Below are 24,700 nucleotides of genomic sequence, written 5' to 3' on the forward strand. Positions count from 1 at the left end.
TCCGGCCTGGATCCGGACAACCAGCGATAACGCGGCACCGCAATGCGGCGGCCGTGGCCAGACAGGGAGACATTTCGGGATGCGTTACGCAAAACCGACAAGCGCCGCGGAGGCTTCGGCCTTGCTGGCGGGCGAGACCGGGGTGACCCGGGTGCTTGCCGGGGGCACCGACGTTCTGGTGCAGATGAAGGCGGGCATGGTCGAGCCCGACCTGGTGGTGGACATCAAGGCAATTCCGGGCATCCGCGACATCCTGGCCGAGGCGGGCGGGTTCCGCGTGGGCGCGGCGGTGGCGGGGGCCGAGCTGAAGGCCCATGCGGGCCTGCGCGCGATGTGGCCGGGCGTGGTGGAGGCCGCGAACCTGATCGGATCGACCCAGGTGCAGGGGCGCTGCACCATGGCCGGCAACCTGTGCAACGCCTCGCCGGCGGCCGATTCCGTGCCGGCGCTGGTGGCCGCGGATGCGGCGGCGCGCGTTCAGGGACCGAATGGCACGCGCGACGTGCCCGTGCTGGCCGTCCCGGCCGGACCGGGCAAGACGACGCTGGCGAAGGGCGAGTTCATCACCTCGATCTTCCTGCCCGCGCGCCCCGCGAACGCCTCGGACGCCTATCTGCGCTTCATCCCCCGCACCGAGATGGACATCGCCGTGGCCTCGGCCGGCGTGTCGCTGGTGCTGGATGGGTCTGGCAAGGTCACCTCGGCCCGCGTGGCCCTGGGTGCCGTGGCGCCGACCGTGCGGCTTGTCGAGGCGGCGGCTGCGGCGATCGTCGGCACGCGGTTGGACGAGGCCGCGCTGACTGCGCTGGCCGCGGCGGCAAGCGCCGCCTGTTCGCCCATCGACGACAAGCGCGGGACCGTGCAGTTCCGCACCCATGTGGCCGGGGTTCTTGCCCGCCGGGCCGCGATCATCGCGCTGAACCGCGCGGGAGGCATGAAGTGAAGACCATCGCCGTTTCCACCAAGATCAACGGCGATGCCGTGGATTTCGTCTGCACGCCGGATGAATCGCTGCTGGATGTGCTGCGCAACCGGCTGGGCATGACCGGCACCAAGGAAGGCTGCGGCACCGGAGATTGCGGCGCCTGTTCCGTCACGCTGAACGGGCGGCTGGTCTGTTCCTGCCTGGTGCTGGGGGCAGAGGCCGAAGGCGCCGAGGTCGGCACCGTGGAAGGCATGGCAGAGGGCGGCACGCTGACCGTGCTGCAGCAGGCCTTCATCGACCACGCCGCCCTGCAATGCGGCATCTGCACGCCGGGCATCCTGGTCGCGGCCAAGTCGCTTCTGGACCAGAACCCCGAGCCTACGGACGAGGAACTGCGGTTCTGGCTGGCCGGCAACCTGTGCCGCTGCACCGGCTATGACAAGATCATCCGCGCGGTGCAATCCGCTGCGGCCCAGATGAGGAGCGCGTGAGATGGCCCTGGACAACCAGCCCAAGCGTGAATTCAAGGTCGTCGGCACCCGCCCGCCCCGCCCCGATGGCGTGGACAAGGTCACGGGCCGCGCACAATACGGCGCCGATGTCAGTGCCCCCGGCATGCTGGTGGCCAAGATCCTGCGCAGCCCCCATGCCCATGCCGAGATCCTGTCCATCGACACATCGGCCGCCGAGGCGCTGCCGGGCGTGAAGGCGGTCGTAACCTGGCGCGATTTCGGCCCGGTCGGCGACACGATCATCGACATCGGCGAGGATTCCTCGCCGCTGGCCGACATCCGCGACAATTGCCTGGCGCGCGGCAAGGTGCTGTATGACGGCCATGCCGTCGCCGCCGTGGCCGCGGTCAGCGCCGAAGTGGCCAAGGCCGCGCTGAAGCTGATCAAGGTCGAATACCGCGTGCTGCCCTATGTGACCGACGTGGACGCCGCGATGAAGCCCGGCGCTCCGGTGGTGCTGTCCGGCCGGGTCGAAGAGACCGTGCAACGCGGCATGTCAGAGAACGTCACGCACTACTGCGAATTCGGCCACGGCGACCTGGAGTCGGGCTTCGAGGCGGCCGATGTGGTGGTGGAGCGCAGCTTCACCACGGCGGCGACGCACCAGGGATACATCGAGCCGCATGCCTGCCTCGCCTCGATGACGGCGGACGGCAAGGCCGACCTGTGGTGCTGCACCCAAGGGCAGTACAACGTGCGCAGCGTCTGCGCCGAAATCCTGGGGATGGAGGCGAGCCAGCTGCGCGTCACCGCCTCGGAAATCGGTGGCGGCTTTGGCGGCAAGACCTCGATCTTCATCGAGCCGGTGGCCCTGGCGCTGTCGCGCAAGGCGGGGCGTCCGGTCAAGCTGGTGATGACGCGCGACGAGGTGTTCAAGGCGACGGGACCGACCGTCTCGACCTCGATGGATGTCAAGATCGGCATGACGAAGGACGGCCGCATCACCGCCGCCTCCTCGCATCTGCGCTATTCCGGCGGGGCCTTCCCGAATGCCACGGTGGACATGGGCGCGCAGGCGGCCTTTGCCGCCTATGACCTGAAGGCCGTGCGCACCTTCGGCTGGAACGCCCTGACCAACCGCCCCAAGGAGAGCGCCTATCGCGCGCCGGGTGCGCCTCAGGCGATCTACGCGGTGGAAAGCGTGATCGACGAATTATGCCAGAAGCTGAACCTCGATCCGCTGGAGGTGCGGCTGAAGAACGCGGCGAAGAAGGGCACGCGGTCGTCCTATGGCCCGACCTTCGACGACATCGGCCTGATCGCCACGCTGGAGGCCGCGAAGGCGCACCCGCACCTGAAGGCGCCGCTTGGCCCGAACCAGGGGCGGGGCATATCCGCCGGGTTCTGGTTCAACTTCGGCGGCAACACCTGCGTGACGCTGAACATCAACACCGATGGCACGGTCAGCGTGACCGAAGGCAACCCCGACATCGGCGGCTCGCGCGCCTCGATCGGGATGATGGCGGCGGAAGAGCTGGGCGTTCCCTTCGAGAAGGTGCGCACCATCGTGGCCGACACCGCCTCGCTGGGTCACAACGACATCACCGACGGCAGCCGCGTGACCTTTGCCGTGGGGCTGGCCACCATCAAGGCGGCGCGGGATGCCATCCAGAAGATGTGCCGCCGGGCGGCGGCGATCTGGGGTATCGACGAGGAGGCCGTGGAATGGGTGGATGGCGCGGCGCGGCCCTCGGGTCCGAATGCCGGGCAGTTCCCGCCCCTGACGCTGGCCGAAATCGCCGCGGTGTCGTTCCAGACCGGCGGGCCGATTGCCGGACACCACGAGTTCAACGCGGATGGCGCGGGCGTCAGCTTCGGCGTGCATATCGCCGATGTCGAGGTGGACCCGGACACCGGCGCGACCAAGGTGCTGCGCTATACCGTATTCCAGGATGCGGGCAAGGCGGTGCATCCCGACTATGTCGAAGGCCAGATGCAGGGCGGCGCGGTGCAGGGCATCGGCTGGGCGCTGAACGAGGAATACATCTATGGCGCCGATGGCCGGCTGCAGAACGCGGGCTTCCTGGACTATCGCATCCCGGTGGCCAGCGACCTGCCGATGATCGACGCGGTGATCCTGGAGATCCCGAACCCCGGCCATCCCTATGGCGTGCGCGGCGTGGGCGAGACCGGCATCGTGCCGCCGCTCGCCGCGCTGTCCAACGCGGTCAGCCGCGCCGCCGGCGTGCGGCTGAACCGCCTGCCGATGTCGCCGCCGCGGGTGCTGGAGGCGATCCTGTCCAAGGGGTGACGCTCTTGGCGGGCGGTGCAGCGGGGGGTTTCACCCCCCCCGCGCCCCCCGTGGGGTACTTGGGCCAAGATCAAGCGGGGAGCGGGACGTGGTCGCCGTGAAGCTTTGGGGATCGCTGCGGGCCTTTGCCGACGGGCAGGAGGTGGTGCAGGTCGAGGCGCGGAACTTCCGCGAGCTCCTGGATCGCCTGGGCGAAACCTGGCCGGGACTGAAACCCCAAATCGCGCGCGGGGTTTCCGTGGCGGTGGACGGGCTGGTCTACCGCGAGGCCTGGTTCACGCCGATCAAGCCGGACAGCGAAGTGGTGCTGATGCCCTACATGCAGGGCGGGTAGCGGTTTTTCTCGTATCCCCGGTTGCGCAAAGATTGGTCAAGGTCGGCTAGGCTGCCAAGAAATACCTCTTCCATGGCAGCGATGCTTCTCAGCGCCGGTGATCTTGCTGTAAGGTTTGCTTATGGCACAATTTTATTTTCCCCATCTGTTTTGGGCCCCTTCTTCGTCGGAGGGGGTTCACTTCCCTCCTTTCGGCTTGCATCCGCGTCGTTGGGACGTCTCTGCTTTCGACCTTTATTCGCTTGTAGCTGAGAAGCATCCGATACGCATGTCTGCGGAACTGATGCAAATATTCCTGCCAAGCGTTAATCTCGAGATCTCAGTAGATGCTGCGGATCATCCGGAAGCAAAGAAGCTGCTCGAAATCTTCCAGACAATGCTGTACGTAAGCGACGCCCAACCAACAGTCGCTCCATTTGCGACAAGTCATTCCCTGAACGAGTATGCAGGGATCAATTATCGTAGCTCTAGCCTTCTTCGCGACAAACTCCCGGAGGGTTTGCGCACTGGTATTACAGCTAAAGATTCGCGAGTGGAAGGCTGGCCAAATGAACTCTGTCTTTCAATACTGCAGGGCGAAACCGGCCGCTACTCTAGCAGTATTGATGTAGAGACTTTTGTCAAGGCAGCTGGGACGGCGGCAGTCTGGCAAGAGATCGAAGCCAGACATCTCAAAGCCGCGACGCTGCGCTCTGCCGTCGCGAAGGCACCTTTGATGCCCGACAGGGCATCATCGGTTCTACACATTTGGCAGGCACTTGAGTCAGTGTTCGGAAAGGGTCCGGAGCTATCGTTCAGGATGTCTCTATCCTTGGCCGAGTTATGTGGTCCTGTCGCAGCGCGCCAGGAAACCTACGCAAGGGCGAAAAAGAGCTACCAAGACAGAAGCGGAATAACTCATGGAAAGATTGACGCCGCGGACGTTACGCAATGGATGCGCGCTTGGGACCTGTTGAAGGATACTGTTCGTGCTATACTTTGCCGGAGGACTATTCCTTCGGAAGATGAACTATTTTCGGAGTTGCTTTCTCGCTGATCTATTCTTGTCCATCGCCAAGGACTCGAAGCTCCGGCCCACCTCGTTTGCGTCGTGCAGACCAGCCCGTTAGTCCCGCGCAAGCCGATGCGCCGCCTTGACGACCCGCTCGCAATGCGCGGCCAGCGCCTTGCGGTCGGGGAAGTCAGAGACCTTCACCGGCTCGTGGAAGATCACCTCCACCCGGCCTTGCGGGCGGGCGGCCAGCGTCACCAGGAGGTGCGGGCCGAAGTCCATGTCGCCCCACCAGCCGTAGAAGCGCGGATCGGCGCCCTTGGGCGCGTGGTACATCACCGTCACCGGCTGGATATGCATCTCGGCCTGCAGCCCATGGGTGTAGAAGGCGGCGAAGAGCGTGGACTTGAAGGGCAGGACGCGCAGGCTGTCTGTCGAGGTGCCTTCGGGGAAGAACAGAAGCTTGTGGCCGGCGCGCAGGCGGTTCTCGAAGATCTGCTGCTGCACCTTGGCCTCGGTCCCCTTGCGGGTGATGAAGACGGTGCCGGTGGCCCGCGCCAGCCAACCGATTCCGGGCCAGCCCGCGACCTCGGATTTCGAGACGAAATAGACGTTCTGGCAGGCGTTCAGGGTGAAGATGTCCAGCCACGAGGCATGGTTCGCCACGACCGCGCCCTTGTGCGGCATCGGGCGGCCGGTGACCGAATAGCCCAGCCCCAGAATGCGGAAGGCCGTGCGGCACACGGCTTGCGTGATCCAGGGGGTCAGGGGGCGGCGCGGGGCAAAGAGCGGCGCCTCGATCAGGCGCAGGATCAGTAGGAGCGCCAGCCCGCCATAGGTGACAAGCCCAAGCGCCGTGCCGCGCAGCACCACCCGCAGCCAGCCCGCCGGGCCCGGCCGCGGCAGGTCGATCTGGCCCTCGTTCCAGGTGGTCATTCCGCGCGGCCCGCCTTGCGGACATAGAAGGCGCGGTGGCGTTCGGACATGGCGGCGGTATCCATCACCAGGCAGACATCGACGGTGTTGAACGCGCGGTCGATCCAGGCCCCGTCGCCGACAAATCCTCCGAGGCGGAGATAGGCCTTGATCAGCGCGGGCGTGCCGGCCATCGCGGCCTTGCGGTCCAGCGCCTCGGGCGCGATCAGGTCCATGCGCGCCGCATGGGGCGGTCGGGCGGTCACGCGCAGAGCGGGCGGCGCCAGGTGATTGTGGTGCAGGTAGGACAGCGGCTGCGCCAGCGCCTGCACATCTGTGCCGTGGAAGCTGGCCGCGCCGAACATCACCTCGATGTCGCGGTCCAGCACATAGTCGGCCAAGGCGTTCCACAGCAGGAACATGGCCGCCCCGCCCCGGTAATCGGGATGCACGCAGGACCGGCCAAGCTCCAGAAGCCGACGGCCCGAAGTCTTGAGCGCGGTCAGGTCGAACTCGCCCTCTGAGTAGAAGCGCCCGAACTCGCGCGCGCGGTCGCCGGGCAGCAGGCGGTAGACACCCACCACATCGTCCAGCGCGGCGGCATCGCGGCGGCCGTCGACCAGGATCAGGTGGTCGAACCAGGGATCGAACTCGTCCTTCTCCAGCCGGTTTTCGTGATCCACCAGCGCGCCCGAGCCGCCAAGCTCTTCGATGAAGACGGCATAGCGCAGCCTCTGGGCCGCCGCGATGTCGCGGTCGTCCCGCGCCAGCCGCAGCGAAAGGGCAGCGTCTTCCGTGATCATCCTTCCCTCGCTTCCCCGGTCGGCGGGCGACCCGCCGGCGCTGACGGGTTTAGGCGGTGCGGCACGGCTTGGCAACCAGGGGAGCCGTCACGGGCGCCGCCGCCGCATCCGTGCCACGAAATCGTCATGTGAACATACAATTCACGGTTGATTAACGCTTTCCAGCGCAGAGCTTGGCTCAGGGCAGGAAAACCGGCTCCAGCGTGACCTGTGTGCTGTCGATCACGACCTTTCCGGCGTGTTCGAAGTTCACGGTGACGCGGCTGCCGGTGTTCGACTGCACCTGGCCCAGCCCCCAGTCGGGGCGGGCCGGGTGCCGCACGAACATGCCCGGTTCGAGTAATGCGTTCATGTCTGTCCCGGTCCAGGAAGCCAAATGTCCGACAAGCCCGATCTCGCCGCCCTTCTTGGCTCGCGTATCTGCCATGACCTTATCAGCCCGATCGGCGCCATCGGCAACGGGGTCGAACTTCTTTCGCTGCAGGGAAGCGACGGGCCGGAGGTCGCGCTGATCAGCGAAAGCGTGGCCCATGCCAGCGCACGCATCCGGTTTTTCCGCCTCGCCTACGGCGCCTCGTCCGGCGACCAGCGCGTTCCCCGGGGCGAGGTGACGGCGATCCTGGCCGACTTGGGCCGGCGGGGCCGGCTGGCGGTGGACTGGACCAGCGCGACAGACCTGGCGCGGCGCGACGTGAAGCTGATCCTTCTGCTGATCCAGTGCCTGGAGACGGTGTTGCCCGCCGGCGGCCGCATCACCGTGGCACAAGACGGGGCGAAATGGCGGATCGAGGCGGCGGGACCGCGGCTGAAGATCGATCCGGCGCTGTGGGCGGTTCTGGTCGATCCCGCAGCGGGGCCGGAAGTGGGCGCGTCGGAGGTGCAGTTCCTGCTGGCCGCGGAAGAACTGCGCCGCATGCAGAGACGGCTGACCACCGATCTGGGGCCCGCGCAGGTGCGGCTCTCGTTCTGAGGCTCAGGCGCGGATCGTCCCGTCGCCGGTGACAAGGTACTTGAAGCTGGTCAGCTGCTCGGCTCCCACCGGGCCGCGGGCATGCAGCTTGCCGGTGGCGATGCCGATCTCGGCCCCCATGCCGAATTCGCCACCATCGGCGAACTGGGTCGAGGCGTTGCGCAGCAGGATCGCGCTGTCCAGCCTCTGGAAGAAGCGTTCGGCGGCCGCGTCGTTCTCGGTCAGGATCGCCTCGGTGTGCTGGCTGCCGTATTTGCGGATATGGGCGATGGCCTCGTCCACCCCGTCCACCAGCTTGGCGGCGATGATCATGTCCAGGAACTCGCGGCCGAAATCGTCGGGCGCGGCCTTCACCGTGCCGGGAATCTTCAGAAGCTCGCCTTCGGTGCGCACCTCGACGCCAGCCTTCAGCAGGTCCTCGATCAGCACGCCGCCGTGCTGGGTGTAGAACCGCCAGTCGATCAGCAGACATTCCGCCGACCCGCAGATGCCGGTGCGGCGCGTCTTGGCGTTCAAGACCACGCGGCGGGCTTTCTCCAGGTCGGCATCCTTGTCGGCATAGACATGGCAGATGCCTTCCAGATGCGCGAAGACCGGCACCCGCGCCTCGCGCTGCACCAGCCCCACGAGGCCCTTGCCGCCGCGCGGCACGATGACGTCGATCCATTCCGTCGCGCGCAGCATCTCGGACACCATCTCGCGGTCGCGCGTGGGAATCAGCTGGATCGCGGCTTCCGGCAGGCCAGCCTCGCGCAGGCCCTGCACCATGCAGTCATGGATCGCGGTCGAGGAATGGAAGCTTTCCGAACCGCCGCGCAGGATCACCGCATTGCCGGCCTTCAGGCACAGCGCACCGGCATCGGCGGTCACGTTGGGCCGGCTTTCATAGATCACACCGATCACGCCCAGGGGCGTCGCCACGCGCTGGATGTGCAGGCCGGTCGGGCGGTCCCATTCGGCCAGCACGCGGCCCACGGGATCGCGCTGCTCGGCGATGGAGCGCAGGCCGTCGACGATGCCGCGCACCCGGTGCTCGTCCAGCTTCAGCCGGTCCATCATGGCCGGGCTCAGGCCCTTTTCCGCCCCGAAGTCCAGGTCAAGGCAGTTGGCATCCAGAATCTCCTGCCGCCGGTCCCAGACCGCCGCCGCCGCGCTGACCAGCGCCGCGGCCTTGCGTTCCGACGAAGCAAAGGCAAGCTCGGCCGCCGCTTCCCGTGCCCGCGCGCCGATGCTGGCCATCATGTCGGTCAGTTGTCCGTCCATCTTGCGTTCTCCTGCCGAAACGACCGGCCCTGCTCACATCCGGGGCGGCCGGTTTCCGGAGTGTTCTACACGGCGGGGCGCTGAAGGGAAAGAACACCGGCGCGCGGTTGCCTTGTCGCCCCGCCGGGTGCCATGGTCAGACAACGCCGCAGGATCGGGACAAACGGGAATGGGGATGACGGCAGATCGCACGCGGGCGGTGCTGACGCTGAACGCGGGATCCTCCTCGCTTAAGGTCGGGTTGTTCCCGATGCAGGGCGACGCGGCACTGGCGACGGGTCTGGCCGACCGGATCGGGCCGGACGGGACGCTGACGCTGAAGGATGCCACGGGCGCGGCGATCCCGGCGCTGGCGGGCGACCTGTCCAACCACGAGGCTGCGCTGGCCACCATTCTTGCCAGCCTCGCCGCCCGCTTCCCCGACCTTGACCTTGCCGCCGTGGGGCACCGCGTGGTGCATGGCGGCCCCGACCATGCCGCGCCCGCCCGCGTCACCCCCGCATTGCTGGAGGAACTGGCGCGCTATGCCCCCTTCGCGCCCCTGCACCAGCCGCACAACCTGTCGGGCATCCGGGCGGCGATGGCGGCCTTTCCCGGCGTGCCGCAAGTCGCCTGTTTCGACACCGCCTTTCACCGCGGCCATCCTTGGGTGAACGACACCTACGCCCTGCCCCGCCGCTTCCATGACAAGGGCGTGCGGCGCTATGGCTTTCATGGCCTCAGCTACGATTACATCGCGGGCGAACTGGCCCGCATCTCCCCCGGCCTTGCCGCGGGGCGGGTGGTCGTCGCGCATCTGGGCAACGGCGCCTCGATCTGCGGCATGATGGGCGGCCGCTCCATCGCGTCCACCATGGGGTTTTCACCGCTGGACGGGCTGGCCATGGGCACGCGGCCGGGCCAGATCGACCCCGGCGTTCTGCTTTACCTGATGGATCAGGAAGGGATGAGCGCCGGGCAGATCTCGGACCTCCTTTACCGCCAGTCCGGCCTACTGGGTCTGTCCGGACTGTCGAACGACATGCGCAGGCTGGAAGCCGCCGGCACCGACGCGGCGGCAGAGGCCATCGCCTATTTCGTGGCGCGCCTTCAGCGCGAGCTTGGCTCGATGGCGGCGGCGCTCGGCGGGATAGACGCGCTGGTCTTCACCGGTGGCATCGGCGAGAACTCGGCCCCGATCCGCGCCCGCGTCTGCGAGGGCATGGGCTGGATGGGCATCGCGGCCGATGCGGCATGCAATGCCGCCCATGCGCGCATGATCTCGCCCGAGGGCGCGGCGGTGGCCGTGCTGGTGATGCCCACGAACGAGGAACTGGTGATTGCCCGCGCCGCCCGCGCCCTGGTCTGACGCGGCCTGACGCTACCAGCGCTTCAGCGCCGCCTCGTCCTCGTCCTTCGCGGCCACCCAGGCTTCGCCGGTGGGGCCGATTTCCTTCTTCCAGAAGGGGGCGCGGGATTTCAGGTAGTCCATCAAGAACTCGGCCGCGGCAAAGGCATCGCCGCGATGAGGCGCGGCGGTGGCGACCATCATGATCGGCTCGCCCACGGCCAGCCGCCCGTGGCGGTGGATCACCAGCGCATCCGTCAGGTGCCAGCGCGCCACGGCCTCTTCGGCGATGGCGCGGATCGCGCGTTCCGTCATGCCAGGGTAGTGCTCGATCTCCATCGCGGTCAGGCCGCCATCGCCGCGTACGATGCCGGTGAAGGTGACAACCGCCCCTGCCCCGGCCACGCTGCCAGCGAAGGCGACGCTTTCCGCGCCCAGATCAAAGGGCGCCTCCTGGACCGACAGACGCATCTCAGCCCCCGGTCATCGGCGGAAAGAAGGCCACCTCGCGCACGCCGGCCAGCGGCGCATCGAAACCCGCCATCTGCTGATCCAGCGCCACGCGCAGCGATTTCAGGTCGGCAAAGGCCAGCGCATGACCCTCGCTGCGCGCCGCAAGTTCATCCACCAGATCGGCCACCGTGGCCGCGGTGGTGTCCACCTGCTCCGCCCGCTCGCCGATGCGCTCGCGCAGCCAGGCGAAATAGCGCACCTCGATCATTTCTCGTCCCTCAGGAACGGCAGCGCCTTGGCGAAATATTCCCAGCCCGTCATCGCCGTCAGGATCGCGGCCAGCCAGATCAGCGCGAGCCCGGCCATGGTGGCATAGGACGAACAGCCGCGCAGCCCGCAGGACCGGATCGGGTCTGCCAGGCCCTGGCTGACCAGCCCGGCATATTGCTCGGGCGTCATGCCCTGGCGCCAGATGCCCTCCAGATGCTCCAGCCCCGTGCCCAGGAACAGCACGGCAATGGCGATCATCTGCGCGGTGGTTTTCCACTTGGCCAGCTTCGTGACCTTCAGAAGATGCGCCTTGTCGCCCAGGAACTCGCGCAGGCCCGACACGAAGACCTCGCGGAACAGGATCACCGTGACCGGCAGGATCAGCCAGGGGTTCATGCCGGAATATCCGGTGATGATGACCAGCGCGATCACCACCATCGCCTTGTCGGCAATCGGATCCATCGCCGCACCGAACTTCGATTCCTGCTTCCACAGCCGTGCCAGATAGCCGTCGAACCAATCCGTCACCGCCGCGATCACAAACAGCGTCAGCGCGAACCAGTCCGCCCAGGGGCGATGGAAATACAGGAACATCAGCGCCACGCCCGGGGCCGCAACCAGCCTCAGGACGGTCAGCATGTTCGGAAGTGTCCATTTCATGTGCAAGCGATAGCCCAGCAAGGCAATCAGGGAAAGGGGCGACGGTTTGCATTCCCGCCCCTTGCCTGCTAGGTCGCGCACGGAACCAGCCGGGGCACAGCGCCATGACCAGCCATGACGACCTGAAGTCGAAGTTTCTTGCCGCCATCGGCGCCGCCGGCGACGAGGCGCGGCTGGAAGAGGTGCGCCTTGCCGCGCTTGGCAAGAAGGGCGAGATTTCGGCGCTGATGGCGACGCTCGGCAAGATGGACCCCGAGGAACGGAAAGCCACAGGCGCCCGCCTGAACCTTCTGCGGGACGAGATCGACACCGCCCTTCGCGCCAAGAAGGCCGCCCTGGCCGATGCCGCGCTGGACGCCCGCCTGCGCGAGGAATGGCTGGATGTCACCCTGCCCGGCCGCCCGCGCCGCATGGGCACCATCCACCCGGTCAGCCAGGTGATGGACGAACTGACCGCGATCTTCGCCGACATGGGCTTCTCGGTCGCCGAAGGCCCCCAGGTCGAAAGCGACTGGTACAACTTCGACGCCCTGAACATCCCACCGGAACACCCCGCCCGGCAGGAACATGACACCTTCTTCATGGCGCGTGCCGAGGGCGACAACCGCCCGCCGCATGTCCTGCGCACCCACACCTCGCCGGTGCAGATCCGCGCCATGGCCGACCGCGGCGCGCCCATCCGCGTCATCGCGCCGGGCCGCGTCTACCGCATGGACATGGACCAGACGCACACGCCCATGTTCCACCAGGTCGAAGGCCTGGCCATCGACCGAGACATCTCGATGGCCAACCTGAAATGGGTGCTGGAGGAATTCTGCCGCGCCTTCTTCGAGGTGCCCTCGGTCGAACTGCGCTTCCGCGCCAGCCACTTCCCCTTCACCGAACCCTCGGCCGAAGTCGACATCCGCTGTTCCTGGGAAGGCGGCCAGCTCAAGATTGGCCAGGGCGAAAGCTGGCTAGAGATCCTCGGCTCCGGCATGGTGCATCCGAAGGTTCTGGCTGCAGCCGGGGTCGACCCAGACCAGTGGCAGGGCTTCGCCTTCGGCATGGGCATCGACCGCATCGCCATGCTGAAATACGGCATCCCCGACCTGCGCGCCTTCTTCGAAAGCGACCTGCGCTGGCTGCGCCACTATGGCTTTGCCGCGCTGGACCTGCCGGACCTGCCGGGCGGCCTCAGCCGCTGAGGCGGCGGTCTGAGCCGACCAAGAAAACAAATGGACGGAGGGCGGCACACGCACCTCCGTCCGAACTGAAAACACACCGTCCAAATGTTGTTGCGCCCAGGCCCCCCCGGCCAGACCATCGGCGCCAAGCCGACACCACACCCTCACTCGCCACAAAACCGATCTAGAACAGGCACCGTTACACGCCTGGCAGGCACATCATCAGCAGCACTGTCAGGCCCATCAGCAGAACCAGCCGCCCCACCCTGGGCGTCTCACGATCTGCCGGTACCACCAACCACTCGTCCATCTCGTCCACTCGTCAATGCGGCACCTTTGTGGCAACGGTGTAGCACAATGTGGCACTTTCCCGAAGGTGAAAGCCCGGTTCTGCCATAGACAAGCCGTTTCCGGTCCGGAAACCGCCGCAATGCTGACACAGTTGAAGAATCGCCCCGCACAGCAACCCTGGGGTGAGTCGTTGCGGCTGCTTCTTCCCCTTCCGCAGCAAACCCGCTAATGCCCTGCGCAACCTGCCTGCATACGGGGCCAAAGATGAAATTCACGCTGTCCTGGCTGAAAGACCACCTCGACACAGACACGCCGCTGGACGTGCTTCTTGCCGCGCTGACCGACCTCGGCCTTGAAGTCGAGGGCGTGGAAAACCCGGCCGAAACGCTGGGCGCCTTCCGCATCTGCCGCGTGATCGAGGCGGTGCAGCACCCCAATGCCGACCGCCTGCGCGTCTGCCGGGTCGAAACCTATCCTGATGGCCCCGGCTCGAAGCCGCAGGAAATCCAGGTGGTCTGCGGCGCGCCCAACGCCCGCACCGGCCTGATCGGCGTCTTCGCGCCGCCCGGCACCCATGTGCCCGGCACCGGCGTGGACCTGAAGCCCGGCGTCATCCGCGGCGTGGAATCGAACGGGATGCTCTGTTCCGAACGAGAAATGATGCTGTCGGACAACCATGACGGCATCATCGAACTGCCCGAGGATGCCCCCCTGGGGATGCGCTTCATCGACTACCGGGGCCTCAACGACCCGCTCATCGAGGTCAAGATCACCCCGAACCGTCCCGATGCGCTTGGCGTGCGCGGCATTGCCCGCGATCTGGCCGCGCGCGGCCTGGGCGTGCTGAAACCGCAAGAGGTGTCGCCGGTCGAAGGCCGCTTCGCCTCACCCATCTCGGTCGCCATCGCCCCCGATGCCGCAAAGGGCTGCCCGTTGTTCGCCGGCCGGCTGATCCGTGGCGTGAAGAACGGCCCTTCGCCCGCCTGGCTTCAGGCCCGGCTCAAGGCCATCGGCCTGCGCCCGATCTCGGCACTGGTCGATATCACCAACTTCTTCACCCATGACCTGAACCGTCCGCTGCACGTCTTCGACGCCGCCAAGGTGAAGGGAAACCTCACGATCCGCATGGCAAAGGACGGCGAGGACCTGCTGGCACTGGACGGCAAGACCTATGCACTGCGCCCCGGGCAGATAGTCATCGTTGATGACGCTGGCCCGGAATCACTTGCCGGCATCATGGGCGGCGAACATTCCGGCTGCACCGAAGAGACGACCGACGTCTTTCTCGAAAGCGCCTACTGGGACCCGATCACCATCGCCGCCACAGGCCGCGCGCTGAAGATCAATTCCGACGCGCGCTATCGGTTTGAACGCGGCGTTGACCCGGCCTTCACCCTGCCGGGGCTGGAACTGGCAACGCAAATGGTGATCGACCTGTGCGGCGGCGAGCCCTCGCATGTCGTCGCCGATGGCGCCGTGCCCGACACGACCCGCGCCTACAGGCTGAACCCCGAGCGCGTGGTCAGCCTCGTCGGCATGGGCATCCCCGAATCCGAACAGCGCAGAACGCTGGAAGCCCTTGGCTTCACCATGCAGGGCGACATGGCCGTGCCGCCCTCGTGGCGCCCCGATGTGCAGGGCGAGGCAGACCTTGTGGAAGAGGTGGCCCGCATCGCCAGCCTGGAAAAGCTGGAAGGCCAGCCGCTGCGCCGCGCCGTGCCGGGCGTGCCGCGACCGATCCTGACGCCGCTGCAACAACGCGAAAAGGCGGCCCGCCGCCAGATTGCCGGGCTCGGCTACAACGAATGCGTGACCTACAGCTTCATCGACCAGACGGCGGCTCAGCTGTTCGGCGGCGGGTCCGAGGCGGTGCGGGTCGAAAACCCGATATCTTCGGAAATGACGCATCTTCGCCCCGACCTGCTGCCCGGCCTGTTGCGCGCCGCGGCCCGCAACCAGGCCCGCGGTTTCATGGATCTGGCTCTGGCCGAAATCGGCCCGGTCTTCTCGGGCGGCGAGCCGGGCGAGCAGACTCTGCACGCCACCGGGCTTCTGGTCGGCGCCACCGCCCCGCGTGACCCCTATGGCTCGCGCCGTCCGGTGGATGTGTTCGACGCCAAGGCCGATGCCGAGGCGGTGCTGGCCGCGCTTGGCGCGCCAGCCCGTCCGCAGATCAGCCGCAAGGCGCCGGGCTGGTGGCATCCGGGCCGGTCGGGCGTGATCGGGCTTGGCCCGAACACCATGGCCGTCTTCGGCGAGGTTCACCCCCGCGTGCTTGCCGCGCTGGATGTGAAGGGCCCCGCCGTGGCCTTCACCGTGATGGTCTCCGCCGTGCCGCAGCCCAAGGTCAAGTCGCCCACCCGCACCGCGCTGGTGGCCCCCGACTTCCAGGCGGTGGAACGCGATTTCGCCTTCGTGGTGGACAAGGGCGTGGAAACGCTGGTGGCGGTGAATGCCGCGCTCGGTGCCGACAAGGCGCTGATCGAGACGGTGCGCGTCTTCGACCAGTTCACCGGCGAGAAGGCCGAAGCGCAGATGGGCGCGGGCAAGAAATCCATCGCCCTGACCGTGCGCCTTCAACCCGCCGACCGCACCCTGACCGAAGCCGAGATCGAGGCGGTTTCCACCAGGATCGTGGAAAAGGTCACCAAGGCCACCGGCGGCACCCTGCGCAGTTGACCCTGCGCCCCGGCTTTCGCCGGGGCGACCCTCGGACAATCCTTACCGCCGAGTTAATCCGACCTCGCAACCATTTGATATCATTGGATCCGCGCAAGCGTCCGAGCTCGGACGCCTGCCCCTTCCCTTGGCCCCTCCAAGCCCCTACCTTGCAGGCAAAGGAGACGCCGATGACCAATCCCCTGCTTTCCCCCTGGGAGGGCGCCTTCGCCCTGCCCCCCTTCGCCCTGATCCGGGACGACCACTTCGCCCCCGCCTTCGAAACCGCCCTGGCCGAGGCCCGCGCCAATATCGCGGCCATCGCCGAGAACCCCGAACCCCCGACCTTCGCCAACACCATCGCCGCCCTGGAACAGGCCGAGGAAACCCTCGACCGCGTGGGCGGGGTCTTCTGGAACCTGGCCGGGGCCGACTCCACCGACGCCCGCGAGGCCCTGCAGCGCGACCTCGCCCCCAAGCTCTCGGCCTTCGCCTCCGAGGTCACCAACAACAAGCCCCTCTTCGCCCGCATCGAAACCCTCTGGCAGGCCCGCGACACCCTGGGTCTCACCCCCGAAGAACTCCGCGTCCTCACCCTCTACCGCCGCATGTTCGTCCGCTCCGGCGCGATGCTGGACGGCGCCGAGGCCGAACGCCTGACCGCCGTGAAGTCCCGCCTCGCCGTGCTCGGCACGACCTTCGGCCAGAACCTCCTGGCCGAGGAACGCGACTGGGTGCTGGACCTTTCCGAAGACGACCTCGCCGGCCTGCCCGGCTTTGTCGTGGACGCCGCCCGCGCCGCGGGCTCTGAGCGTGGCCGCCCCGGCCCGGTGCTGACCCTCGGCCGCTCGCTGATCGTGCCCTTCCTCCAGTTCTCCCCCCGCCGCGACCTGCGCCAGAAGGCCTACGAGGCCTGGACCGCCCGCGGCGCCAACGGCAACGCCCAGGACAACCGCGCCGTGGCGGCAGAAATCCTGAAGCTCCGCGAGGAACGCGCCCGGCTCCTCGGCTACCCCAGCTTCGCCGCCTACAAGCTGGAACCCGAGATGGCCAAGACGCCGGATGCCGTCCGGGACCTCCTCATGCGGGTCTGGCAACCGGCCCGCGCCAAGGCCGAGGCCGACGCGGCGGTGCTGGAACAGATGCTCCACGCCGACGGCATCGCCGGCCCGCTGGAGCCCTGGGACTGGCGCTTCTACTCCGAGAAACGCCGCAAGGCACTGCACGACCTAGACGAGGCCGCGCTGAAACCCTACCTGTCGCTCGACGCCATGCTTGCGGCCATGTTCGGCTGTGCCACCCGCCTCTTCGGGCTGGAGTTCCGCGAAATCGACGGCCCCTTCTACCACCCCGACGTGCGGGGCTGGGAGGTCACCAGGAATGGCCAGCACATCGCCGTCTTCCTGGGCGACTACTTCGCCCGCCCCTCCAAACGCTCCGGCGCCTGGTGCTCTGCCCTGCGCTCGCAACGCAAGCTCGGCGGCGACCAGCGCCCCGTCGTGGTGAACGTCTGCAACTTCGCCAAGGGCGATCCCTGCCTTCTGTCCTGGGATGACGCCCGCACGCTGTTCCACGAATTCGGCCATGCCCTGCACCAGATGCTCTCCGACGTGACCTTCGGCTTCATCTCGGGCACCTCGGTCGCGCGCGACTTCGTGGAACTGCCCTCGCAGCTTTACGAGCACTGGCTGGAGGTGCCGCAGGTGCTGGACGCCCATGCCCGGCATCACGAGACCGGCGCACCGATGCCCGCCGACTTGCGCGACCGTCTTCTGGCAGCGGCGACCTATGACCAGGGTTTCGCCACGGTGGAGTTCGTGGCCTCGGCGCTGGTGGACCTCGCCTTCCACGAAGGCGCCGCGCCCGCCGACCCGATGCAGAAGCAGGCCGAGGTGCTGGAAGGCATCGGCATGCCGCGCGCCATCCGCATGCGCCACGCCACCCCGCATTTCGCGCATGTGTTCTCGGGCGACGGCTATTCCGCCGGCTATTACAGCTACATGTGGTCCGAAGTGATGGACGCCGACGCCTTCGCCGCTTTCGAGGAAGCGGGCGATCCCTTCGACCCGGAGACTGCGCGGAAGCTGGAACAGCACATCCTGTCGGCCGGCGGCAGCGATGAGGCGGAGCAGTTATACACCCGCTTCCGCGGCAGGATGCCGGGTGTAGAGCCCTTGCTGCGGGGCCGCGGGCTACTGGAACCCGCCTGAGAACGGGTCAACCGGATAGCGCACCCCGGTCAGGTAAAGCCCCTGCGGCGGGCAGACCGGGCCGCAGGCGGCCCGGTTCTTCGCTTCCAGAGCCTCGGCCACCCGTTCGGGGGGCCAGGCGCCCGCCCCCACCCGCTCCAGCGTGCCAACGATGGAGCGGACCTGGTTGTGCAGAAAGGAACGCGCGCGCAAGTGGAACCGAATTTCCGCGCCTGAGGGGAGCAGATGTTCGGTAATGGAAATCTCGTCCAGGGTTTTGACCGGGCTTGCGGCCTGGCAGATCGAAGAACGGAAAGTCGTAAAATCGTGCCGCCCCACCAGATGCGCCGCTCCCGCGCGCATCGCAGGCACGTCCAGCGGGTTCAGCACTTGCCAGACCCGCCCCTTGTCATGCGTGACGGGGGCGCGGCGGCAGACCAGGCGGAAGGTATAGCGCCGTTCCACCGCCGAAAACCGCGCGTGAAAGTCGTCTGCCACCCGCGCAACGTCCAGCACCGCCACCGGCGCGGGCTTCAGGTGCCAGTTCAGCGCCTCGCCCAGGCGGAACGGGTCCCAGTCCCGGGCCAGATCGGCATGGGCCACCTGCCCGGTCGCATGTACCCCGGTATCCGTGCGCCCCGCCCCGGTGACAAGCGGACCGTCAGGATCCAGCCGGGCCAGCGCCGACTCCAGCGCCGCCTGCACAGAGGGCTGGCCTTCGGCCTGCCGCTGCCAGCCGTGGAACGGCAGGCCGTCGTATTCGATGAGAAAGGCGAAACGGGGCATGGGAAACGCAGCATGGGCGGATGAGCGGCCCTAACGCGGGTCGGCGCGGAAGTCCACCGCACCCCTACCCATCCCCGCCGCGACTGCCTATCTTCGCCTCTGATCGGAGAGTTTCTTGACCTTCACCAGCCTTACCGACGGTCTGACACGCGGCATCGGGGATCTTATGTCGCCGCTGACCAATCTTGTGTCCGAACCCGTGATCCGACTGGGGGTCACCGGCCTGTCGCGCGCGGGCAAGACCGTGTTCATCACCGGGCTTGTCGCCAACCTGCTGGACCGGGGCCGGATGCCGCAGCTGACCGCCGAGGCGCAGCGGCGGATCGAGGCCGCCTGGCTGCAGCCCCAGCCCGACATGACGCTGGCACGGTTCGACTTCGAGGGCCACCTCGCCGCCATGACCGGCGACGATCCGCGCTGGCCAGACAGCACTCGCGCCGTCAGCGAGCTGCGCCTGTCCTTCCGCCTGCGTCCAGCCGGCTTCTTCGGGCTTGGCCCCACGACGTTGCACCTCGACATCGTGGATTACCCCGGCGAATGGCTGCTGGACCTTGGCCTTATGGACAAGACCTATGACGAATGGTCCGAGGCCACTTTGGCCCGCATTGCCGCCCGGCCCCAGGCCCGCGATTTCATGGCAACTGCCCGCGCCGAGGACGGTGCGCTGCGGCTGGACGAGACGCGCGCTCGCGCCCTGGCCGAGAGCTTCACCGCCTATCTGACCGCCGCCCGCGCCGCCGGCTGGTCCGACTGCACGCCGGGGCGGTTCCTCTTGCCCGGCGATCTTGCCGGCTCGCCCGTCCTGACCTTCGCGCCCCTGCCTAAACCTGCCAGCACCCCGCGCCAAAGCCTCTGGCGCGAGATGGAGCGGCGGTTCGACGCCTACAAGGCCGAAGTCGTCCGCCCCTTTTTCCGCCGCCACTTCGCCCGCATCGACCGGCAGGTCGTGCTGGTCGACGCGCTTGGCGCCATTCACGCCGGCCCGCAGGCGGTGGAAGACCTGCGCCGTACGATGACCGATGTGCTCACCGCCTTCCGGCCGGGCACGAACGGCTGGCTGACCTCGCTTCTGGGGGGCAAGCGGGTGGAGCGCATCCTCTTTGCCGCCACCAAGGCCGACCATCTGCACCATCTCCAGCATCCCCGCCTGACCGCGATCATGGAGGCGCTGGTGCGCGAGGCGAAGAGCCGCGCCGATTTTGCCGGGGCAGAAACGGCCGCGATGTCGCTGGCGGGCCTGCGCGTCACGGTCGAGGAGACCATCGAACGGGGTGGCGAGACATTGCCGGCGGTGAAGGGGCGGCTCGCCAGCACGGGCAAGGCCGCCGTGATGTATCCCGGCACCTTGCCCGACGACCCCGCCCGCCTGCTCTCGCCCGCGCGCGAAGGCGCCGAGCGGTGGCTGGATGCCGATTACCAGGTGATGAGCTTCCTGCCCTCGCGCATCACCCGCCGCCCCGGCGAAGGCCCGCCGCATATCCGGCTGGACCGGGCGGCAGAGTTCCTGATCGGAGACCGGCTGTGACCGAAGATCCCCGTGCTCCCGCCCCGGTGGTGATCCATCTGGAGGGTGAGGCCCCCGATGCCGGCGCCGCGCCTGCGGTGCCAGAGCCTTTGCCCGAGGGCCGCGCCATGCAGGCGGCGGCCGCGCTGGCCGGGGCGCGGCGGCCGGCCTCGGTGCGCTTTGCCCTCTGGGCCTTCGGGGCGCTGTTCTCCTTCGCCCTGTCGGTTGCGGCCTGGAACTTCGTGACCGGGCTCTTTGCGGCCAACGGGGTGCTCGGCTGGGTTGCGCTGGCGCTGGTGGGGCTGGCGGTGCTGTCGCTGCTGGTCCTGGCAGTGCAGGAGCTTGCGGCTTATGCCCGGCTGGGGCGGATCGACCACCTGCGCGACCGGGTGGCGACGGCGGCGGCGGGGCATGATCTGGCGGCGGCGCGGAAGGCGGCGGCGGGGGTGACGGGGCTTTATGCCGGGCGGGCCGAGATGGCCTGGGCGCGGGCGCGGCTGGAGGAGCGGGCGGGCGAGGTGCTGGATGCGGATGCCTTGCTGGGCCTGACCGAAACCGAATTGCTGGGGCCGCTGGACCAGAGGGTCCGGCGCGAGATCGAGGCGGCGGCGCGGCAGGTGGCCACGGTCACGGCCTTCGTGCCGCTGGCGCTGGCGGATGTGGCCATGGCGCTGTGGGCCAACCTGCGGATGATCCGGCGGATTGCCGAGATCTATGGGGGGAAGTCGGGGAGCTTCGGGTCCTGGCGGCTGTTGCGGCGGGTGTTCAGCCATCTGGTGGCCACGGGGGCGATCGCCTTGACCGATGATCTGATCCATTCGGTCGCGGGCGGGGGGCTGTTGTCCAAGGTCTCGCGGCGGTTCGGCGAGGGGGTGGTCAATGCGGCCCTGACCGCGCGGGTGGGGGTCGCGGCGATGGAGGTCTGCCGGCCCATGCCCTTTGCCAGCCTGGAGCGGCCCCGGATCCCGAACCTGGTCAGCCGGGGGCTGGCGGGGCTGTTCGGGTCGGACAAGGAGCCAGGCTGACGGAGCCCGACTGAGGGGCGTCCGAGCTCGGACGCCTGCCAGGTCCCTGCAATATCAATGACTTACCAAGCCGTCTTAACTTGGACTTAACACTTGTCCGAGCCGGTCCGCGCCCATGCCCTACTCGGCCGAGCGCAGCACCTGGGCCGGGCGGGCGGCCAGCGGGCGGAGCGCGAAGAGGAGCCCCGCGAGCATCACCGCCAGCACACCGCCTGCGACAATGCCGATGGCCGAGACCGGCTCGAAGGCATAGTCCACCTCCATCACGAAGGTCATGACCGCCCAGCCCGCGATACCGCCGGCCACCACGGCGACCAGACCCGCCGCAGCGCCCATCAGCGCGGCGCGCAGCGCGAAGCTGGCGAGGATACGCCCCCGCGTGGCGCCCAGGACCTTGAGCACCGCCGCCTCGTAGACCCGCGCGCGTTCCCCCGCCGCCGCCGCACCGATCAGCACGGCAAAGCCGGTGACAAGCGTGGCCGCCGCCGCCCAGGCGGTGGCGGTGGCGATGGCCGACAGCGCCTCGGTCACGCGGCCGATGGCTTCCTTGACCGAAATGCCGGTGACATTGGGCATCTGCCGCCCGATGTCGCGGGCGATCTGCGCCTCGGCTTCCGGCTCGGCATAGACGGTGGCGATCCAGGAATGGGGCGCGCCCTGCAGGGCGGCCGCATCCATCACCATGACGAAACCCATGCCGGCATTGGAGAAATCGACCTCGCGGAAGCTGGTGACGCGCGCGGTCAGGTCACGGCCCAGCACATTGACGGTGATGGTATCGCCGAGTTTCAGGCCGATCTCTTCGGCCTCCTGCGCTGCAAAGCTGATCTGCGGCTCGCCGGCATAGCCCTTGGGCCACCATGCGCCGGCGGTCAGCTTCGTGCCCTCGGGCAGGTCATCGGCGTAGCTGAGGCCCCGGTCGCCGCGCACCACCCAGTGCTCGCCCGCCACTTCCTTGGCCGGGCGGCCGTTGATCTGGGTGATGACGCCGCGCAGCATCGGCGCGCTTTCGGTTTCGGACACCGCCGGGTCATCCTGCATCCGCTGGCGGAACCTGTCGATCTGGTCGGGCTGGATGTCGATAAAGAAGAACGAGGGTGCCCGTGCGGGCAGGTCGCGCACGATGGCGGCGCGCAGGTTGGCGTCGATCTGGCCTACGGCGGCCAGGACGGAAAGCCCAAGACCAAGCGAGAGGACGACCGAACGCGCCTCGGGCCCCGGCCCACCGACCGAGGCAAGCGCGAGGCGCAAGCCGGTGCGGCCTTGCATCAGGCGCGACCGGGCGAGCGCGCGGGCGGCGCGGCGCAGGCCCGAGGCGGCGAGCGCCAGCACGAAAAGCGCCGCCAGGATGCCGCCGGCCGAGCCGAGCGCGATCTTCCAAAGGCCCGAAAACCAGACCGCCCCGCCGATCAGCAGGCCTGCAAGCGCGGCAATGGCGACGAGATGACGAGCGGCGGGCCAGCCGCGCGTGCCTGCGTCGCCCCGGTAGAGCGCCGCGGCGCGCACCCGTTCCACCCGCGCCAGCGGCCAGAGCGCGAAGAGGAAGGCGGTGACGAAACCGTAGAAGGCCGCCTCGATCAGCGGCTGCGGATAGGGCGCGATATCCGCCGGAAAGGGCAGCGCGGATTCGATGGGGCCGGAGAAGGCGACCGGCACGCCGACGCCCAGCATGAGGCCAAGGGCGATGCCGAAGGCCGCCAGAACCGCGACCTGCATCAGGTAGATGCGAAAGATCAGCGGCCCGGTCGCGCCCAGGGTCTTCAGTGTGGCGATGGTGGCGGTCTTGCCATCCAGGTAGGCGCGCACCGCGGCAGAGACGCCAATGCCGCCCACGGCCAGCCCTGCAAGACCCACGAGCACGAGGAAAGACCCCATCCGGTCCACGAAATTCTCGACCCCCGGCGCGGCGCGGCGGCTGTCGGCCCACCGCATCCCCTTGTCCTTGAAGGCTGTTTCGGCTTCGGCCTCCAGCGCGGCCAGATCGGTGCCGGCCGGTACGGTCAGGCGGTATTGCGTTTCATAAAGCGTGCCGGGGCCGATCAGCCCGCTGTTGGCAAGATCGGACGTGCGCACCAGGGTGCGCGGGCCGAAGGAGAAACCGCCGGTGGCGCTGTCGGGTTCGCGCACAAGGATCGCGCCGACATGGAACTGCTGGGTGCCCAGGGTGAACCGGTCACCCACCGACAGGAACAGCCGGTCGGCGAGCGCCCTGTCCAGCACGCCGCCGGGTAGGCCATCCTTCGGGGCGAACGCTTCTTCGAGGCTCGGCGCGCCATCCAGTTCGACCTGGCCCACCAGCGGATAGAGGTCATCCACCGCCTTGACCTGGGTGAGCGCCGAATCTTCCTGCCCCGCCGGGCCGGCCCGGACCATGGAGCGGAAATCCACCACCTCGGACACCCTGGCGGCGCGGGCGTCGATCCAGGCGCGTTCCTCGGGCGTGGCGAAGCGGTAGGTGAATTCCAGTTGCGCATCGCCCCCCAGAAGGACGGCGCCCTGATCGGCCAGCCCCTGTTCGATGGAGGCGCGCACAAGGCCCACCCCGGCGATGGCGGCCACGCCGAGCGCGAGGCAGGCGAGAAAGATGCGGAACCCCGCAAGGCCGCCGCGCAATTCGCGCCGGGCGATGGTCCAGGCGAGGGTCATGCCTGCGCCCCGGCCACGGGACGGGCCATGCCGCCCGTCTCGCCCTCGATCACCCCGTCGCGCAGCCGGATCACCCGGTCGCAGCGGTCGGCGAGTTCGGGGGCATGGGTGACGAGCACCAGAGTCGCGCCGTGGCGGTCGCGCAGGCCGAAGAGAAGCTCCATGATCGCGGTGCCGTTCACGCCGTCGAGGTTGCCGGTCGGCTCGTCGGCCAGAAGGATCGCGGGGCGCGGCACGGCGGCGCGGGCCAGTGCCACGCGCTGCTGCTCGCCCCCCGACATCTGGGCGGGGTAATGGTCCTTGCGCGCGCCGAGGCCGACCGCCTCCAGTTCTACGGCCGCACGGGCGAAGGCATCGGCTGCCCCCATCAATTCCAGGGGAACAGCCACGTTTTCCAGCGCGGTCATGGTGGGAATCAGGTGGAAGCTCTGGAACACCACGCCCATATTCCCCCGGCGGAACCGGGCCAGCGCGTCCTCGTCCATCGCGGTCAGGTCCTGTCCGAGGGCGGTGACGCGGCCGGATGTGGCGCGTTCCAACCCGCCCAGAAGCATGAGGAGAGACGACTTGCCCGAACCCGATGGCCCGATGAGACCCAGCGTCTCGCCACGCGCGACGTTCAGCGTGATGCCCTTGAGGATGTCGACCGGCCCGGCATTGCCGGCAAGGGTAAGCCGCGCTTCGGAAAGCGCGATAACGGGATCGGTCATCAACTCTGCCCTTCTTGCCTGTCGTGCCCTTGGATATGGCGCGGCGCGGGC

Annotated in this window: 22 protein-coding genes; 12 read left to right on the plus strand and 10 right to left on the minus strand. The window is 68.1% G+C overall.

Annotated features, from left to right (window positions below; genetic code table 11):
* Positions 1-79 precede the first annotated feature (79 nt).
* From JO391_RS11120 to JO391_RS11140, 5 genes are all read left to right on the plus strand, one after another.
* Complete coding sequence (locus JO391_RS11120) at positions 80-943, plus strand: FAD binding domain-containing protein (protein WP_220660561.1); 864 nt, start codon at positions 80-82, stop codon at positions 941-943.
* Positions 940-1,416: a (2Fe-2S)-binding protein gene (locus tag JO391_RS11125; RefSeq protein WP_220660562.1), complete on the plus strand. Its 477-nt coding sequence runs from the start codon at positions 940-942 to the stop codon at positions 1,414-1,416. The genes JO391_RS11120 and JO391_RS11125 overlap by 4 nt, the downstream gene beginning before the upstream one ends.
* A 1-nt stretch (position 1,417) precedes the next feature.
* The gene (locus JO391_RS11130; RefSeq protein WP_220660563.1) at positions 1,418-3,688 is read left to right on the plus strand and encodes a xanthine dehydrogenase family protein molybdopterin-binding subunit; all 2,271 of its coding nucleotides are present in this window, start codon (positions 1,418-1,420) and stop codon (positions 3,686-3,688) included.
* 88 nt (positions 3,689-3,776) lie between these two features.
* A complete protein-coding gene (locus JO391_RS11135; protein WP_220660564.1) occupies positions 3,777-4,022 on the plus strand; it encodes a MoaD/ThiS family protein in 246 nt (81 codons plus the stop codon).
* Positions 4,023-4,290: 268 nt separating this feature from the next.
* Positions 4,291-5,058: a hypothetical protein gene (locus JO391_RS11140; RefSeq protein ID WP_220660565.1), complete on the plus strand. Its 768-nt coding sequence runs from the start codon at positions 4,291-4,293 to the stop codon at positions 5,056-5,058.
* 69 nt (positions 5,059-5,127) lie between these two features.
* Here JO391_RS11140 and olsA read toward each other — a convergent pair whose 3' ends face one another.
* From olsA to JO391_RS11155, 3 genes are all read right to left on the minus strand, one after another.
* On the minus strand, positions 5,128-5,949 hold the full coding sequence (gene olsA / locus JO391_RS11145; protein WP_220660566.1) for a lyso-ornithine lipid O-acyltransferase: 822 nt from the start codon (positions 5,947-5,949) through the stop codon (positions 5,128-5,130).
* Positions 5,946-6,731 (minus strand): L-ornithine N(alpha)-acyltransferase, encoded by a 786-nt coding sequence (olsB, locus tag JO391_RS11150; RefSeq protein WP_220660567.1) that lies wholly within the window; start codon positions 6,729-6,731, stop codon positions 5,946-5,948. Before olsB ends, olsA begins: the two co-directional genes overlap by 4 nt.
* Positions 6,732-6,909: 178 nt before the next feature.
* The gene (locus JO391_RS11155; RefSeq protein ID WP_220660568.1) at positions 6,910-7,083 is read right to left on the minus strand and encodes a DUF3553 domain-containing protein; all 174 of its coding nucleotides are present in this window, start codon (positions 7,081-7,083) and stop codon (positions 6,910-6,912) included.
* A 24-nt stretch (positions 7,084-7,107) separates the two neighbouring features.
* Here JO391_RS11155 and JO391_RS11160 point away from each other — a divergent pair, with 24 nt between their 5' ends.
* Entirely contained in the window at positions 7,108-7,701 is a 594-nt protein-coding gene (locus JO391_RS11160; RefSeq protein WP_220660569.1) for a histidine phosphotransferase family protein, read from the plus strand.
* Positions 7,702-7,704: 3 nt separating this feature from the next.
* Here the strand turns inward: JO391_RS11160 and JO391_RS11165 are convergent, their stop codons facing one another.
* The gene (locus JO391_RS11165; RefSeq protein ID WP_220660570.1) at positions 7,705-8,964 is read right to left on the minus strand and encodes a glutamate-5-semialdehyde dehydrogenase; all 1,260 of its coding nucleotides are present in this window, start codon (positions 8,962-8,964) and stop codon (positions 7,705-7,707) included.
* A gap of 175 nt (positions 8,965-9,139) precedes the next feature.
* Here JO391_RS11165 and JO391_RS11170 point away from each other — a divergent pair, with 175 nt between their 5' ends.
* Complete coding sequence (locus tag JO391_RS11170) at positions 9,140-10,312, plus strand: acetate/propionate family kinase (RefSeq protein ID WP_220660571.1); 1,173 nt, start codon at positions 9,140-9,142, stop codon at positions 10,310-10,312.
* 12 nt (positions 10,313-10,324) lie between these two features.
* On the opposite strand, the gene JO391_RS11175 is transcribed toward JO391_RS11170, so the two are convergent.
* From JO391_RS11175 to pgsA, 3 genes are read right to left on the minus strand one after another with little or no spacing between them, the layout of a single operon-like run.
* Complete coding sequence (locus JO391_RS11175; RefSeq protein WP_220660572.1) at positions 10,325-10,762, minus strand: molybdenum cofactor biosynthesis protein MoaE; 438 nt, start codon at positions 10,760-10,762, stop codon at positions 10,325-10,327.
* A gap of 1 nt (position 10,763) precedes the next feature.
* A complete protein-coding gene (gene moaD, locus JO391_RS11180; protein WP_220660573.1) occupies positions 10,764-11,012 on the minus strand; it encodes a molybdopterin converting factor subunit 1 in 249 nt (82 codons plus the stop codon).
* Entirely contained in the window at positions 11,009-11,674 is a 666-nt protein-coding gene (gene pgsA, locus JO391_RS11185; protein ID WP_220660574.1) for a CDP-diacylglycerol--glycerol-3-phosphate 3-phosphatidyltransferase, read from the minus strand. Before pgsA ends, moaD begins: the two co-directional genes overlap by 4 nt.
* A 104-nt stretch (positions 11,675-11,778) precedes the next feature.
* Here pgsA and pheS point away from each other — a divergent pair, with 104 nt between their 5' ends.
* The 3 genes from pheS to JO391_RS11200 all read left to right on the plus strand — a co-directional run bounded on the left by pheS (position 11,779) and on the right by JO391_RS11200 (position 17,999).
* Entirely contained in the window at positions 11,779-12,861 is a 1,083-nt protein-coding gene (pheS, locus tag JO391_RS11190) for a phenylalanine--tRNA ligase subunit alpha (RefSeq protein ID WP_220660575.1), read from the plus strand.
* Positions 12,862-13,395: 534 nt separating this feature from the next.
* Complete coding sequence (gene pheT, locus JO391_RS11195; RefSeq protein ID WP_220660576.1) at positions 13,396-15,810, plus strand: phenylalanine--tRNA ligase subunit beta; 2,415 nt, start codon at positions 13,396-13,398, stop codon at positions 15,808-15,810.
* Positions 15,811-15,980: 170 nt separating this feature from the next.
* Positions 15,981-17,999, plus strand: a complete 2,019-nt coding sequence (locus tag JO391_RS11200; RefSeq protein WP_220660577.1) for a M3 family metallopeptidase — start codon at positions 15,981-15,983, stop codon at positions 17,997-17,999.
* Here the strand turns inward: JO391_RS11200 and truA are convergent.
* Positions 17,982-18,764 carry a tRNA pseudouridine(38-40) synthase TruA gene (truA, locus tag JO391_RS11205; RefSeq protein WP_220660578.1) on the minus strand — a complete coding sequence of 261 codons (783 nt, stop codon included), beginning with the start codon at positions 18,762-18,764 and terminating at the stop codon, positions 17,982-17,984. The genes JO391_RS11200 and truA overlap by 18 nt on opposite strands.
* Before the next feature lie 115 nt (positions 18,765-18,879).
* Here truA and JO391_RS11210 point away from each other — a divergent pair, with 115 nt between their 5' ends.
* Entirely contained in the window at positions 18,880-20,289 is a 1,410-nt protein-coding gene (locus JO391_RS11210) for a YcjX family GTP-binding protein (RefSeq protein ID WP_259444674.1), read from the plus strand.
* Complete coding sequence (locus JO391_RS11215; protein ID WP_375155660.1) at positions 20,286-21,293, plus strand: YcjF family protein; 1,008 nt, start codon at positions 20,286-20,288, stop codon at positions 21,291-21,293. The genes JO391_RS11210 and JO391_RS11215 overlap by 4 nt, the downstream gene beginning before the upstream one ends.
* Before the next feature lie 120 nt (positions 21,294-21,413).
* Here the strand turns inward: JO391_RS11215 and JO391_RS11220 are convergent, their stop codons facing one another.
* Positions 21,414-23,939 carry an ABC transporter permease gene (locus JO391_RS11220; RefSeq protein ID WP_220660579.1) on the minus strand — a complete coding sequence of 842 codons (2,526 nt, stop codon included), beginning with the start codon at positions 23,937-23,939 and terminating at the stop codon, positions 21,414-21,416.
* Positions 23,936-24,649, minus strand: a complete 714-nt coding sequence (locus JO391_RS11225) for an ABC transporter ATP-binding protein (protein ID WP_220660580.1) — start codon at positions 24,647-24,649, stop codon at positions 23,936-23,938. The genes JO391_RS11220 and JO391_RS11225 overlap by 4 nt, the downstream gene beginning before the upstream one ends.
* Positions 24,650-24,700 lie beyond the last annotated feature (51 nt).

Origin of the sequence: Neotabrizicola shimadae (assembly GCF_019623905.1) — a bacterium.
GTDB lineage: Bacteria > Pseudomonadota > Alphaproteobacteria > Rhodobacterales > Rhodobacteraceae > Neotabrizicola > Neotabrizicola shimadae.